This is a genomic window from Micromonospora sp. NPDC047812, assembly GCF_040704175.1.
In the GTDB taxonomy this organism is placed as follows: Bacteria; Actinomycetota; Actinomycetes; order Mycobacteriales; family Micromonosporaceae; genus Micromonospora.
Genome location: NZ_JBEYRY010000001.1, coordinates 1,309,284 through 1,323,321 on the forward strand (window position 1 = coordinate 1,309,284; position 14,038 = coordinate 1,323,321).

Below are 14,038 nucleotides of genomic sequence, written 5' to 3' on the forward strand. Positions count from 1 at the left end.
GCGCCGCGACACGACGAGGCCCCCGGCGCGTGCCGGGGGCCTCGTCGATCGTGCTGCTTAGCGGTACGACCCGAAGTCGAAGTCGTCCAGCGGAACCGCCTGGCCGCTGGCCGGCCCGAAGCCGTAGTCGGTCTCCGGGTAGCCGGTCATCGAGTAGACCTTGGCCTTCGCCTCCTCGGTCGGCTCGACCCGGACGTTGCGGTACTTGCTGATGCCCGTACCGGCCGGGATGAGCTTACCGATGATCACGTTCTCCTTGAGGCCGACGAGCGAGTCGCTGCGCGAGTTGATCGCCGCGTCGGTCAGCACCCGGGTGGTCTCCTGGAAGGAGGCCGCCGAGAGCCAGGAGTCGGTGGCCAGCGAGGCCTTGGTGATACCCATCAGCACCGGACGGCCGGCGGCGGGCTCGCCGCCCTCGGAGACGAGTCGGCGGTTCTCCGACTCGAACAGCGCCCGGTCGACCAGCACGCCCGGCAGGAACTCGGTCGAGCCGGAGTCGATGACCGTCACCCGCTTGAGCATCTGGCGGATGATGATCTCGATGTGCTTGTCGTGGATGAGCACACCCTGCGAGCGGTAGACCTCCTGGACCTCACTGGTCAGGTGGACCTGGACCGCCCGCGGACCCATGATCCGCAGCAGCTCGTGCGGGTCGATGGTGCCCTCGGTCAGCTTCTCGCCGACCGCGACGTGACCGCCGTCGTGGGTCCGCAGCCGGACCCGCTTGGAGATCTTGTCGTAGACGATCTCGTCGCTGCCGTCGTCCGGCACCACGATGATCTTCCGCGAGCGCTCGCCGTCCTCGATCCGGATCCGACCCGGGGTGTCGGCGATGGGCGCCTTGCCCTTCGGGACCCGGGCCTCGAAGATCTCCTGGACACGGGGCAGACCCTGGGTGATGTCCTCACCCGCGACACCACCGGTGTGGAAGGTACGCATCGTCAGCTGCGTACCCGGCTCACCGATCGACTGGGCGGCGATGATGCCGACCGCCTCGCCGACGTCCACGGTCTTGCCGGTCGGCAGCGAGCGGCCGTAGCACGCACCGCAGACGCCCAGCTTCGACTCGCAGGTGAGCACGCTGCGCACCCGGACCGTCTCCACCCCGGCGGCGACGATCTTGTCGACCAGGATCGAGTTGATGTCCTGACCCCGCTCGGCGACGACGACGCCGTCCGGTCCCTTGATGTCGTCGGCCAGCGTCCGCGCGTGCACGCTGGTCTCGGCGTGCTCGTGCACGACCAGCTTGCCGTCGAGCCGCTCGCCGATCTGCATCGGGATGGCGCGGTCGGTGCCGCAGTCCTCCTCGCGGATGATGACGTCCTGCGAGACGTCCACCAGACGACGGGTCAGGTAACCCGAGTCGGCGGTACGCAGGGCGGTGTCCGCGAGACCCTTACGGGCACCGTGCGTGGAGATGAAGTACTCCAGCACGGACAGACCCTCCCGGTAGCTGGCCTTGATCGGCCGCGGGATGATCTCGCCCTTCGGGTTGGCCACCAGACCACGGATCGCCGCGATCTGCCGGAGCTGGAGGAGGTTACCGCGGGCACCCGAGTTGATCATCTTCCACAGCGGGTTCTCCTGCGGCAGGGCGGTGTCCATCTCCTTGGCGACCTCGTTGGTCGCCTTGGTCCAGATCTGGATGAGCTCGCCGCGACGCTCCTCCGGGGTCATCAGACCGCGCTGGTACTGCTTGTCGATCTGGTCGGCTTCCTTCTCGTACCGCTCCAGGATCTCCCGCTTGCGCGGCGGGGCGATGACGTCCTCCATGCCGATCGTCACGCCGGACCAGGTGGCCCAGTGGAAGCCGGCCTCCTTGAGCCCGTCCAGGGTGGCGGCCAGCGCCACCTTGGGGAAGCGCTCGGCGAGGTCGTTGACGATCGCGGAGAGCTGACCCTTGCGGATCTCGTAGTTCACGAAGCGGTAGCCCTGCGGCAGCGTCTCGTTGAACAGCACCCGGCCGAGGGTCGTCTCCACGGTCAGCGGCTCGCCCTCGACCCAGCCCTCCGGGGCGGTCCACGCCTCGGCGCCGGCACCGTTGTCGACCCCGACCACGCCACGCAGGCGGATCTTCACCGGGGCCTGGAGGTGCAGCTCGCCGTTGTCGTACGCCATCCGCGCCTCGGCGTCCGAGCTGAACGCCCGGCCCTCGCCCTTCTCGCCCGCCGTGAGGTGGGTGAGGTGGTAGAGGCCGATGACCATGTCCTGGGTGGGCATGGTGACGGGCTTGCCGTCGGCCGGCTTGAGGATGTTGTTCGACGACAGCATCAGGATCCGCGCCTCGGCCTGGGCCTCGGCCGACAGCGGCACGTGCACCGCCATCTGGTCACCGTCGAAGTCGGCGTTGAACGCGGTGCAGACCAGCGGGTGGATCTGGATGGCCTTGCCCTCGACGAGCTGCGGCTCGAAGGCCTGGATGCCCAGGCGGTGCAGGGTCGGCGCACGGTTCAGCAGCACCGGGTGCTCGCCGATGACCTCTTCCAGCACGTCCCACACGACCGGCCGCTGCCGCTCGACCATCCGCTTGGCGGACTTGATGTTCTGCGCGTGGTTGAGGTCGACCAGCCGCTTCATCACGAACGGCTTGAACAGCTCCAGCGCCATCTGCTTGGGCAGGCCGCACTGGTGCAGCTTGAGCTTCGGGCCGACGACGATGACGGAACGGCCGGAGTAGTCGACGCGCTTGCCGAGCAGGTTCTGCCGGAACCGGCCCTGCTTGCCCTTGAGCATGTCGGAGAGCGACTTCAGCGGGCGGTTGCCCGGCCCGGTGACCGGCCGGCCGCGGCGGCCGTTGTCGAACAGCGCGTCGACGGCCTCCTGGAGCATCCGCTTCTCGTTGTTGACGATGATCTCGGGCGCGCCGAGGTCGATCAGCCGCTTGAGGCGGTTGTTCCGGTTGATCACGCGGCGGTACAGGTCGTTCAGGTCGGAGGTCGCGAAGCGGCCACCGTCGAGCTGCACCATCGGGCGCAGGTCCGGCGGGATGACCGGCACGCAGTCGAGCACCATGCCGAGCGGCGAGTTGCGGGTGTTCAGGAACGCCGCGACGACCTTGAGCCGCTTGAGCGCCCGGATCTTCCGCTGCCCCTTGCCGGAACGGATCGTCTCGCGCAGGTTCTCGGCCTCGGCGTCGAGGTCCATGTTCTGGACCAGCGCCTTGATGGCCTCGGCGCCCATGCCGCCGGTGAAGTACTCGCCGAACCGGTCCCGCAGCTCGCGGTAGAGCAGTTCGTCGGTGACGAGCTGCTTCGGCTCCAGCTTGCGGAAGGTGTCCAGCACCTCGTCCAGGCGGTCGATCTCGCGCTGGGCCCGGTCGCGGATCTGGCGCATCTCGCGCTCTCCGCCCTCCTTGACCTTGCGCCGGACGTCCGCCTTGGCACCCTCGGCCTCCAGCTCGGCCAGGTCGGCCTCGAGCTTGGTGGCCCGCTTCTCGATCTCCGAGTCGCGGCTGTTCTCGGCCTGCCGCTTCTCGGCCAGGATCTCGTTCTCGATCGTCGAGAGGTCACGGTGACGCGACTCGGCGTCCACGCTCGTCACGACGTACGATGCGAAGTAGATGATCTTTTCGAGGTCCTTGGGGGCCAGGTCCAGCAGGTAGCCCAGCCGGCTCGGCACGCCCTTGAAGTACCAGATGTGGGTCACCGGCGCGGCGAGCTCGATGTGCCCCATCCGCTCACGGCGGACCTTCGACCGGGTCACCTCGACGCCGCAGCGCTCGCAGATGATGCCCTTGAACCGGACCCGCTTGTACTTACCGCAGTAGCACTCCCAGTCCCGCTGCGGACCGAAGATCTTCTCGCAGAAGAGCCCGTCCTTTTCCGGCTTCAGGGTGCGGTAGTTGATCGTCTCAGGCTTCTTGACCTCACCGTGCGACCACTGACGGATGTCGTCGGCGGTGGCGAGGCCGATGCGCAGCTCGTCGAAGAAGTTGACGTCGAGCACTATGTCCCCTATGTCGTCGTCTGTACTGCTAGCTAGTGGGTGGGGTCGGGAGCCGGCGGCGAGCCGACTCCCGACCGCTCACCTCAGACCTCTTCGACCGAGCTCGGCTCGCGCCGGGACAGGTCGATGCCCAGCTCCTCCGCGGCGCGGAACACCTCGTCGTCGGTCTCGCGCATCTCCAGGGCCACGCCGTCGCTGGACAGCACCTCAACGTTGAGGCACAGCGACTGCAGCTCCTTGAGCAGCACCTTGAACGACTCCGGGATGCCCGGCTCCGGGATGTTCTCGCCCTTGACGATGGCCTCGTAGACCTTGACCCGGCCGAGGACGTCGTCGGACTTGATGGTCAACAGCTCCTGCAGGGCGTACGCGGCGCCGTACGCCTGCATCGCCCAGCACTCCATCTCGCCGAAGCGCTGGCCGCCGAACTGCGCCTTACCACCCAGCGGCTGCTGCGTGATCATCGAGTACGGACCGGTCGACCGGGCGTGGATCTTGTCGTCGACCAGGTGGTTGAGCTTCAGGATGTAGATGTAGCCGACCGCGATCGGGTCCGGCAGCGGCTCGCCGGAGCGGCCGTCGAACAGCTGCGCCTTGCCGCTGGAACCGATGAGCTGCTTGCCGTCCCGGTTGGGCAGGGTCGACGACAGCAGGCCGGAGATCTCCTCCTCGCGGGCACCGTCGAAGACCGGCGTGGCCACGTTGGTGTCCGGCTCCGACTCGTGCGCCTCGATGGAGCGCAGCTGGCGCTTCCACTCGGCGTCGTCGCCGTCGACGCTCCACCCCGTCTTCGCCACCCAGCCGAGGTGCGTCTCCAGCACCTGGCCGATGTTCATCCGGGACGGCACACCCAGCGGGTTGAGCACGATGTCGACCGGCGTGCCGTCCTCCAGGAACGGCATGTCCTCGATCGGCAGGATCTTGGAGATGACGCCCTTGTTGCCGTGCCGGCCGGCGAGCTTGTCACCGTCCTGGATCTTCCGCTTCTGGGCGACGTAGACCCGGACCAGCTCGTTGACGCCCGGCGGCAGCTCGTCGCCGTCCTCGCGGGAGAAGGTACGCACACCGATGACCGTGCCGGTCTCGCCGTGCGGCACCTTCAGCGAGGTGTCGCGGACCTCGCGCGCCTTCTCACCGAAGATCGCGCGGAGCAGCCGCTCCTCCGGGGTCAGCTCGGTCTCGCCCTTGGGCGTGACCTTGCCGACCAGGATGTCGCCGGGGACGACCTCGGCGCCGATCCGGATGATGCCGCGCTCGTCGAGGTCGGCGAGCATCTCCTCGCTGACGTTCGGGATGTCGCGGGTGATCTCCTCCGGGCCGAGCTTGGTGTCCCGGGCGTCGACCTCGTGCTCCTCGATGTGGATCGAGGTGAGCACGTCCTGCTGCACGAGGCGCTGCGACAGGATGATCGCGTCCTCGTAGTTGTGGCCCTCCCAGCACATGAACGCCACCAGCAGGTTGCGCCCGAGCGCCATCTCGCCCTCGTCGGTGCACGGACCATCGGCGATGACCTGGCCGGCCTCGACGCGGTCGCCCTCGAAGACGACCGGCTTCTGGTTGACGCAGGAGCCGGCGTTGGAGCGGCGGAACTTGTGCAGCAGGTACGTGCGGCGGTGGCCGTCGTCCTGGTGGATGGTGATGTAGTCGGCGCAGAGGTCCTCGATGACGCCGCCCACCTCGGCGACGACCACGTCACCGGCGTCGACCGCGGCACGGTACTCCATGCCGGTGCCGACGAGCGGGGACTCGGCCTTGACCAGCGGCACCGCCTGGCGCTGCATGTTCGCGCCCATCAGCGCCCGGTTGGCGTCGTCGTGCTCGAGGAACGGGATCATCGCGGTCGCGACCGAGGTCATCTGCCGCGGCGACACGTCCATGTAGTCGACGGCGCTCGGCACCACGTCCTCGGTCTCGCCGCCCTTACGACGGCACAGGACCCGGTCCTCGGCGAACGTGCCGTCGGCCTTCAGCGGCGCGTTGGCCTGCGCCTTGACGAACCGGTCCTCCTCGTCCGCGGTCAGGTAGTCGATCTGGTCGGTGACCCGACCGTCGACGACCTTCCGGTACGGCGTCTCGATGAAGCCGAACGGGTTGACCCGGGCGAAGGTGGACAGCGCGCCGATCAGACCGATGTTCGGGCCTTCCGGCGTCTCGATCGGGCACATCCGGCCGTAGTGGGACGGGTGCACGTCGCGGACCTCGAAGCCGGCCCGCTCCCGGGACAGACCACCCGGGCCGAGCGCGCTCAGCCGGCGCCGGTGGGTCAGGCCCGCCAGCGGGTTGGTCTGGTCCATGAACTGGGACAGCTGCGAGGTGCCGAAGAACTCCTTGATCGCCGCCACCACCGGGCGGATGTTGATCAGGGTCTGCGGCGTGATCGCCTCGACGTCCTGGGTGGTCATCCGCTCACGGACGACGCGCTCCATCCGGGACAGACCGACCCGGACCTGGTTCTGGATCAGCTCACCCACGGTACGCAGGCGCCGGTTGCCGAAGTGGTCGATGTCGTCGGCCTCGTAGCCGTCCTCACCGGCGTGCAGCCGGCAGAGGTACTCCACGGTGGCGACGATGTCGTCCTCGGTCAGGGTGCCGGTCGTGATCGGCACCTCCAGCTCGAGCTTCTTGTTGAACTTGTAACGACCGACCTTGGCGACGTCGTACCGCTTCGGGTTGAAGAAGAGGTTGTCGAGCAGGGTCTGGGCGTTCTCCCGGGTCGGCGGCTCGCCAGGGCGGAGCTTCCGGTAGATGTCGAGCAACGCCTCGTCCGCGCCGGCGATGTGGTCCTTCTCGAGCGTGGTCATCATCAGCTCGGACCAGCCGAACCGCTCGCGGATGCGCTCGGCGGACCAACCGACGGCCTTGAGCAGGACGGTGACGGCCTGCCGGCGCTTGCGGTCGATGCGGACGCCGACCGTGTCGCGCTTGTCGATGTCGAACTCCAGCCAGGCGCCCCGGCTGGGAATGACCTTGACGCTGGTGAGGTCGCGGTCGGAGGTCTTGTCCGGCTGCTTGTCGAAGTAGACGCCCGGGGACCGGACGAGCTGGCTGACGACGACGCGCTCGGTGCCGTTGATGATGAAGGTGCCCTTCGGCGTCATCATCGGGAAGTCACCCATGAACACCGTCTGGCTCTTGATCTCGCCGGTGGTGTTGTTGGTGAACTCCGCGGTCACGAACAGCGGGGCGCAGTAGGTCAGGTCCTTCTCCTTGCACTCCTCGATCGAGGCCTTGACCTCGTCGAAGCGCGGAGCCGAGAAGGAGAGCGACATGGTGCCGGAGAAGTCCTCAATGGGACTGATCTCGTCGAGGATCTCCGCGAGACCCGAGCGTGCGTGCGGGTCGTCCGCCGACCGGCCCTGCCAAGCCTCGTTGCCGACGAGCCAGTCGAAGGACTCGTTCTGGATGGCGAGGAGGTTGGGGACCTCGAGGTGTTCGGTGATCCTGCCGAATGAAACTCGGCGGGGAGCGAATGCGCTCGACGTACGACTGGTCTTCGCAGGGCGGGAAGCTGCCAAGATGCGTCCTTCCGAGGACCGGTGCTGCAGAACGGCTGGTACGCGTGCACTCCAATGACCCCACCAGAAATATCCGTAAACGGACATTTCCGAGCAGGGGTCAAGTCGGAAGGCAGCGCAAACTAGCAGTGTAGCCGAGAGGCTAACCGCTGTCCAGCCCAACCCGCAGGTCGTCGCGGAACGTGCCTCGGGACCCCTGACCAGGGTCTCACCGGGCCGCTCGGAACGCGACGTTCCTGCCGGGCCGCTCAGGTGCCGCGGCCGATGGTGTCGCCGCTGCCATTACCCAAGTGGTGGCCGTTGCAAGCGCGGAAGGTCTTGCTGTGTCAGCGTGCCTGTCAGCCCGGGGCCGCGTCAAGGCCCGGCATCCGGGTCGCCGCTTCTTTCCCACCGACGGGCTACCCACGGGCCCCGGTCGCCGACCGTTGCGGGGCGCGGACGCCCTGCTCACCGCGCTGTCGCCGGATCCACCAAGACGGCGGGCGGCGATCCAGTGTCGGATCACCGCCCGCCGTGACGCGGTGTGCCCCGGCTCACCGAGCCGGACGCGCGCCTGGTGGTACGTCAGGTCACTTGAGGGTGACCTTGGCGCCCTCGCCCTCGAGCTTGGCCTTGGCCTTGTCGGCGGTCTCCTTGTTGGCCTTCTCCAGGACGGCCTTCGGAGCGGCCTCGACCAGGTCCTTGGCCTCCTTGAGGCCCAGGCCGGTCAGCTCACGCACGACCTTGATGACCTGGATCTTCTTGCCGCCGTCAGCCTCGAGGATGACGTCGAACTCGTCCTTCTCCGGCTCGGCCTCGGCCGCAGCGGCACCGGCACCCGGGCCGGCAACCATCATCGCGGCCGGAGCGGCGGCGGTGACCTCGAAGGTCTCCTCGAACTGCTTCACGAACTCGGAGAGCTCGATCAGCGTCATCTCCTTGAACGCGTCGAGCAGCTCGTCGGTGCTGAGCTTCGCCATGTCTGGCGTCCTTTCCTGAATCTGTTAGGTAAGAACTGGGTGCGCCGCGGGGCCTCAGGCCGCCTCGGCGCCCTCCTTCTCGCGCTTCTCCTGCAGGGCGGCCGCCAGACGGGCGGTCTTCGACAGCGGGGCCTGGAACAGGGCCGCGGCCTTGCTCAGGTTGCCCTTCATCGCGCCGGCCAGCTTGGCCAGCAGCACCTCACGGGACTCCAGGTCGGCGAGCTTCGTGACCTCGGCCGCGGTAATGGCCCTGCCCTCGAAGACACCGCCCTTGATGACGAGCTTCGGGTTGGCCTTCGCGAAGTCGCGAAGCCCCTTCGCCGCCTCGACGACGTCGCCCGAAACGAAAGTCAGCGCGGTAGGACCGGAGAACATCTCGTCGAGGCCGGAGATGCCAGCGTCGGTCGCGGCACGCTTCGCGAGCGTGTTCTTCGCAACCGTGTAGCTGGTCTCCTTGCCGAGCGAGCGCCGCAGCTGGGTGAGCTGGGAAACCGTCAGACCGCGGTACTCGGTCAGCACCGTGGCGCCCGCGTTGCGGAAGCTCTCGGTCAGCTCAGCGACGGCCGTGGCCTTGTCGGCCCGGATCGGCTTGTCCGCCATGTCCCTCCTCTCTCGTTACTCGAGGCCGGTCACCGTCGTCGGCCGGAGCTTTCGACGGGGGCGCAGGTGCCACGACAACGAGAAAGGCCCCGGCGCAGGGCGCACGGGGCGAGGGCCGGCACACGGACACGGTCGGCGGACCATGCTCAGCACCGATTTTCGCTTACCGCCCTGCGCGGGTCGCCCGTAGTCGCGGGACCTTCGACCGTGCCGGGGCACGGTGACCAGCGGTCTCTGGGTGGAACTTCGCGGCCAAGGTTACGCGAGGAGCCCCGCGACCACCAAATCGCCCCCCGGTGGGCCGGGTCACTCCCCCGCGCCCCGAGGAGCCGGAGGCCCTGGCCGCACGACGGTCGCGGCGCGCCGTCGGTCTCGCCGCACCGGGTTCCGCCGGAGCGCGTGCGGGCGACGCCGGAGGCGGGCGCGGGTTCAGGGCCGGTGGCGCCGCCGCCACAGGTACGCCGCAGCCGCCGCCGCGCTCCAGGCGGCGGCCCAGGCGGTGAGCAGGCCCACCGTCGACGCGGCCAGGCCGTCGGCGGCGGCCCGCGCGGTCGCCATCACCGGCGGCGCCAGCCACGGCGCCACCGAGCCGCTCAGGCCGAGGACGACCGCGCCGACCCCGCCGAGCGCGAGTACCGCGACGCCGTAGCCGGCGCTGCCCGTGCAGGCGCGGCTGGCCAGCGCCCCGAGCGCCACCGCCGCGGGTACGGCCAGCAGGTGCGCCCACAGCCCGACGGCGATCCCCACCGGCACCGACCGGTCGCCCGGCTCCACCGGGCCGGTGACCCCGCCGACCAGCCACGGGAAGACCAGCGCGACGGCCACCGTGCCGAGCCCGGCCACGCCGGCCGCCAGCAGCCCGGCCAGTCGCTCCCGGCGCACCCCGACGAGCACCTGCGCCAGCCGGCGCTGCACGTCCGGCTCGACGTCCAGCAGCACCTTCGTCTGCCAGGCGAGCACCGGGAAGAGCACCACCGCCGAGACGCCGTAGGCCTCCCCCGGCTGGGCCCGGCCGCCGCCGTAGAGGACGCCGAGGGCCACCAGGCCGGCCAGCAGCGGGGCCAGCGCCCGTCCCGTACGCAGGAAGCCCGCCAGCCGCAGCCGGAGCAGTGCGGTCACCGCGGCCCCCCGGTGGTCCCGCCCGTGGCCTCGGGCGCCCGGGCGACGGGCGGCGCGCCGGGGTCCACGGTCTCCGCCGGCGGTCCGGCGGCGCCGTCCGGGGCGACCGCGCCGGGCCGCGCGGGCCGGCGTACGCGAAGGATCCGGTGCCCCTCGGCGCGCAGCCGGGCGACGGTGCCGTCGACCCGCGCCACGGGGACCGCGACCTCGACCACCGCCAGCGCCGCGTCCGCCGACGGGGCGGCCTCGGTGACCGTGCCGTCCGCCACCGTCCAGCGGCGGGCACCGGGCAACCGGGCGATCTCGCCCCGGTGGTCGCTGACCAGCACCGACCCGCCCGCCGCCGCCACCTCGTCGATCAGCTCGGGCACGAGGTCCCGGGTCGCGGCGTCGAGTCCCTCCCACGGCTCGTCGAGCACCAGCAGGCCGGGCGGACGCAGCATCGCCTGGGCCAGGCCGACCTTCTGCGCGGTGCCCTTGGACAGCTCCGGCAGGCGGACCCGGCGGAACCCGGACAGGCCCAGCCGGGAGGTCCAGTGCTCGACGGCGTGGCCGGCGGCCGCCGGGTCGAGGCCGGCGACACGTCCCATGGCGGTCAGGTAGTGCTCGACGGTGAAGGGCTGGTCGGCCGGGAAGCGCTCCGGGACCCACCCGACGTGCCGGGGTCGACCGGTGACCCGCCCCCGGCTCGGTTGCAGCACCCCGGCCGCCACCTGGAGCAGGGTCGACTTGCCCACGCCGTTGCGGCCGAGGACGACCACGACCTCACCGGGGCCGATCCGCACCGCGGCCTCCCGCAGCACCCACGGGCCCCGCCGCCGGTAACGCAGCCAGACGTTCTCCAGGCGCACCGGCCGAGCATGCCACAACCGACACGGAACGGGGCGCCGCCACGATGTGGCGACGCCCCGTCACGGGTGCGGGTGCTCAGCCCTCGGCCGAGGCCTCCTGGAGGTTCTTCACCACGTTGGGGTCGACCGGGACGCCCGGGCCCATGGTGGTGGTCAGGGTGACCTTCTTGAGGTACTTGCCCTTCGCGGCGGACGGCTTGGCCCGCAGGACCTCGTCGAGGACCGCCGCGTAGTTGTCGATCAGCTGGGTCTCGGAGAACGAGGCCTTGCCGATGATCAGGTGCAGGTTGGAGTGCTTGTCCACCCGGAAGGTGATCTTACCGCCCTTGATGTCCGAGACGGCCTTGGTGACGTCCATGGTCACCGTGCCGGTCTTCGGGTTCGGCATGAGACCGCGCGGGCCCAGGATCCGCGCGATCCGGCCGATCTTGGCCATCTGGTCCGGCGTGGCGATCGCCGCGTCGAAGTCGAGCCAACCGCCCTGGATCCGGGCGACCAGCTCGTCGGTGCCCACCTCGTCCGCACCGGCGGCGGCGGCCTCCTCGGCCTTCGCGCCGGCCGCGAAGACGATCACGCGGGCGGTCTTGCCGGTGCCGTGCGGCAGGTTGACCACGCCACGGACCATCTGGTCCGCCTTGCGGGGGTCGACGCCGAGGCGCATGGCGACCTCGACCGTGGCGTCGAACTTGGCGGTGGTGGTGTCCTTGGCCAGCTTCACGGCCTCGGCGGGGGTGTAGAGCTTCGACCGGTCGATGACCTCGGCGGCCTTGCGGTAGCTCTTGCTGCGCTGCATCTTCTGGTACTCCTGTGGTCTATGGCGGGCCGCGACTTCCCGCGCGCCCTCCCACGAACTGGATCTGGCGGTGACCGAGGTCAGTCGGTGACGTTGAGGCCCATCGACCGGGCGGTGCCGGCGATGATCTTCTCAGCCTGGTCGATGTCGTTGGCGTTGAGGTCGGCCATCTTCTTCTCGGCGATCTCACGCACCTGGGCGCGGCTGACGGAGCCGACCTTCTCCTTGTGCGGGACGCCCGAGCCCTTCTGCACGCCGGCGGCCTTGATCAGCAGCCGGGCGGCGGGCGGGGTCTTCAGCACGAAGGTGAAGCTGCGGTCCTCGTAGACGCTGATCTCGGCGGGGACGATGTCGCCCCGCTGGGACTCGGTCTGCGCGTTGTAGGACTTGCAGAACTCCATGATGTTCACGCCGTGCTGGCCGAGCGCGGGGCCGACCGGCGGCGCCGGAGTGGCCTGGCCCGCCGGCAGCTGAAGCGTGAAAGTCTTGACGAGCTTCTTCTTCGGAGGCATGTCTCTTCCTGGGGCTTGAAACTGGGAAAGGTGCCGGCCGCAGGCGCGCACGGTCAGCGCGATGCGACAGCGGCGACGTTCTAGAGTAGCGCAGCGTCCCGCCGCCGCCTGCGCCGAGGTCGGGCGGGGGGCGGAACAGGTACGCCGGCGGCGGGCCGCTGCCCACCGCCGGCGCTCCCGACGTCAGATCTTGGCGACCTGGTTGAAGTTCAGCTCCACCGGCGTCTCGCGACCGAAGATCGACACCAGCACCTTGAGCTTCTGCTGGTCGGCGTTGATCTCACTGATCGTCGCCGGCAGCGAGGCGAAGGCGCCGTCGGTGACGGTGACCGAGTCGCCGACCTCGAAGTCGAGGACCTTGATCTCGGGCTTGGCCTTCTTCTGCTCGGTCTCGATGGCCGGCGCCAGCCACTTCAGCACCTCGTCGAGGGAGAGCGGGGCCGGACGGTCGGCCCGGTCCGTTGCGCCCACGAAGCCGGTGACGCCCGGCGTGTTGCGCACGCAGGAGTAGGACTCGGCGGTCAGCTCCATCCGGACCAGGATGTAGCCCGGGAAGACCTTGGCCTGGATCTGCGACCGCTTCCCGTTCTTGACCTCCACCTCTTCCCGGGTCGGCACCTCGACCTGGTAGATGTAGTCCTCCATGTCGAGGCTCGTGATCCGGGTCTCGAGGTTGGTCTTGACCTTGTTCTCGTAGCCGGCGTACGAGTGCACCACGTACCAGTCGCCCGGCGCGTAGCGCAGCTTCTGCCGCAGCTCGGCGACCGGGTCGTAGTCCTCGTCCGGCGCGGGCTCGGTGGTGGGGAACTCCGGCTCGCTGGCGGCCTCGACCGACTCGTCACCAGCCGCCGTCGCCACCGTGGACTGCTCGTCCGTGGTCTCGGCGGTCTCGTCGTACTCAGGCACGCTCGCTCACTTCCGTCACTATCGGCTCAGTCGGCCGGTCAGCTGGGGTTGCCGAAGACCCACAGCACGCCCTTCGCGAAGGCGAAGTCAAGGCCGGCCACGATCGTCAGCATCACCGTGACGAAGGCGACCACCACGGCCGTGTAGGTCAGCAGCTCCTTGCGGGTCGGCCAGATGACCTTACGCAGTTCGGCCACGACCTCGCGGATGAATCGGGCGATGCGGCCGAACAGGCCCACCCGATCGGTTTCCGCCTTGGTCTTCGGTCGGCTGTCCGCCGAATCCGCCTTCGCCCGCGAACGCGTCGCGGTGCCGCCGCGGGATACCGGCTCCTCGGCGTCGGTGGCGTCGTCGTCGGCCACGTCGTCGACGACCTCGTCGTGCAGACGGTCGTCGCCGGCGTCCTCGCCGCGCCGCTTCTTGTCGGCCACTTCGCCCTCCGTCGCGGGATGTCGGGTCGCACGCTGTCGGGCGTGCGCGGCGCTTGGTCACGCCGGCCGGACCAACCGTCCCGCGACGGGCCGCGGCCGGCGGATCAGCCGGGAGGGCCCGAATGCCTCGGAGCCACCCCGCCGATGCCACCACCACGGGCCGGACGCCGCCGTACGGCGGCGCGACCCACGGGAACGGTCAGGCCTGAGGCGCAGGGGTGACAGGACTTGAACCTGCAGCCTGCGGTTTTGGAGACCGCTGCTCTGCCAATTGAGCTACACCCCTGTGCGGCAATGCTCGCCCCGCCCGGTCACGCACGACCGTGCAGGGGTTACTTGCCCCACGGCGGACCAGTGTACGGGTAGCGGCACCACTTTCCCAACCGGTCTGCCCTTCGCGCGTCGGG

General features: G+C 69.6%; 10 protein-coding genes and 1 tRNA gene. All 11 read right to left on the bottom strand.

Annotation, left to right across the window (positions count from 1 at the left end; genetic code table 11):
* Positions 1-57: 57 nt before the first annotated feature.
* The gene (locus AB0883_RS06030; RefSeq protein ID WP_358091973.1) at positions 58-3,945 is read right to left on the bottom strand and encodes a DNA-directed RNA polymerase subunit beta'; all 3,888 of its coding nucleotides are present in this window, start codon (positions 3,943-3,945) and stop codon (positions 58-60) included.
* An 83-nt stretch (positions 3,946-4,028) separates the two neighbouring features.
* Positions 4,029-7,460: a DNA-directed RNA polymerase subunit beta gene (locus AB0883_RS06035; protein WP_121399894.1), complete on the bottom strand. Its 3,432-nt coding sequence runs from the start codon at positions 7,458-7,460 to the stop codon at positions 4,029-4,031.
* A gap of 569 nt (positions 7,461-8,029) precedes the next feature.
* Positions 8,030-8,419 carry a 50S ribosomal protein L7/L12 gene (rplL, locus tag AB0883_RS06040; RefSeq protein ID WP_101412803.1) on the bottom strand — a complete coding sequence of 130 codons (390 nt, stop codon included), beginning with the start codon at positions 8,417-8,419 and terminating at the stop codon, positions 8,030-8,032.
* A 54-nt stretch (positions 8,420-8,473) separates the two neighbouring features.
* The gene (rplJ, locus tag AB0883_RS06045) at positions 8,474-9,019 is read right to left on the bottom strand and encodes a 50S ribosomal protein L10 (protein ID WP_121399895.1); all 546 of its coding nucleotides are present in this window, start codon (positions 9,017-9,019) and stop codon (positions 8,474-8,476) included.
* A gap of 429 nt (positions 9,020-9,448) precedes the next feature.
* Positions 9,449-10,138 carry a hypothetical protein gene (locus AB0883_RS06050; protein ID WP_366639784.1) on the bottom strand — a complete coding sequence of 230 codons (690 nt, stop codon included), beginning with the start codon at positions 10,136-10,138 and terminating at the stop codon, positions 9,449-9,451.
* Positions 10,135-10,989: an ABC transporter ATP-binding protein gene (locus tag AB0883_RS06055; protein WP_366639786.1), complete on the bottom strand. Its 855-nt coding sequence runs from the start codon at positions 10,987-10,989 to the stop codon at positions 10,135-10,137. The genes AB0883_RS06050 and AB0883_RS06055 overlap by 4 nt, the downstream gene beginning before the upstream one ends.
* A 76-nt stretch (positions 10,990-11,065) precedes the next feature.
* The gene (gene rplA, locus AB0883_RS06060) at positions 11,066-11,782 is read right to left on the bottom strand and encodes a 50S ribosomal protein L1 (RefSeq protein ID WP_121399897.1); all 717 of its coding nucleotides are present in this window, start codon (positions 11,780-11,782) and stop codon (positions 11,066-11,068) included.
* Positions 11,783-11,862: 80 nt separating this feature from the next.
* Entirely contained in the window at positions 11,863-12,294 is a 432-nt protein-coding gene (rplK, locus tag AB0883_RS06065) for a 50S ribosomal protein L11 (protein ID WP_121399898.1), read from the bottom strand.
* 183 nt (positions 12,295-12,477) lie between these two features.
* The gene (gene nusG / locus AB0883_RS06070) at positions 12,478-13,200 is read right to left on the bottom strand and encodes a transcription termination/antitermination protein NusG (RefSeq protein ID WP_357872431.1); all 723 of its coding nucleotides are present in this window, start codon (positions 13,198-13,200) and stop codon (positions 12,478-12,480) included.
* Between the two features lie 38 nt (positions 13,201-13,238).
* Positions 13,239-13,631 carry a preprotein translocase subunit SecE gene (gene secE / locus AB0883_RS06075; RefSeq protein ID WP_366639789.1) on the bottom strand — a complete coding sequence of 131 codons (393 nt, stop codon included), beginning with the start codon at positions 13,629-13,631 and terminating at the stop codon, positions 13,239-13,241.
* Between the two features lie 213 nt (positions 13,632-13,844).
* Positions 13,845-13,917: transfer RNA gene (locus AB0883_RS06080), tRNA-Trp, on the bottom strand.
* Positions 13,918-14,038: the final 121 nt, after the last annotated feature.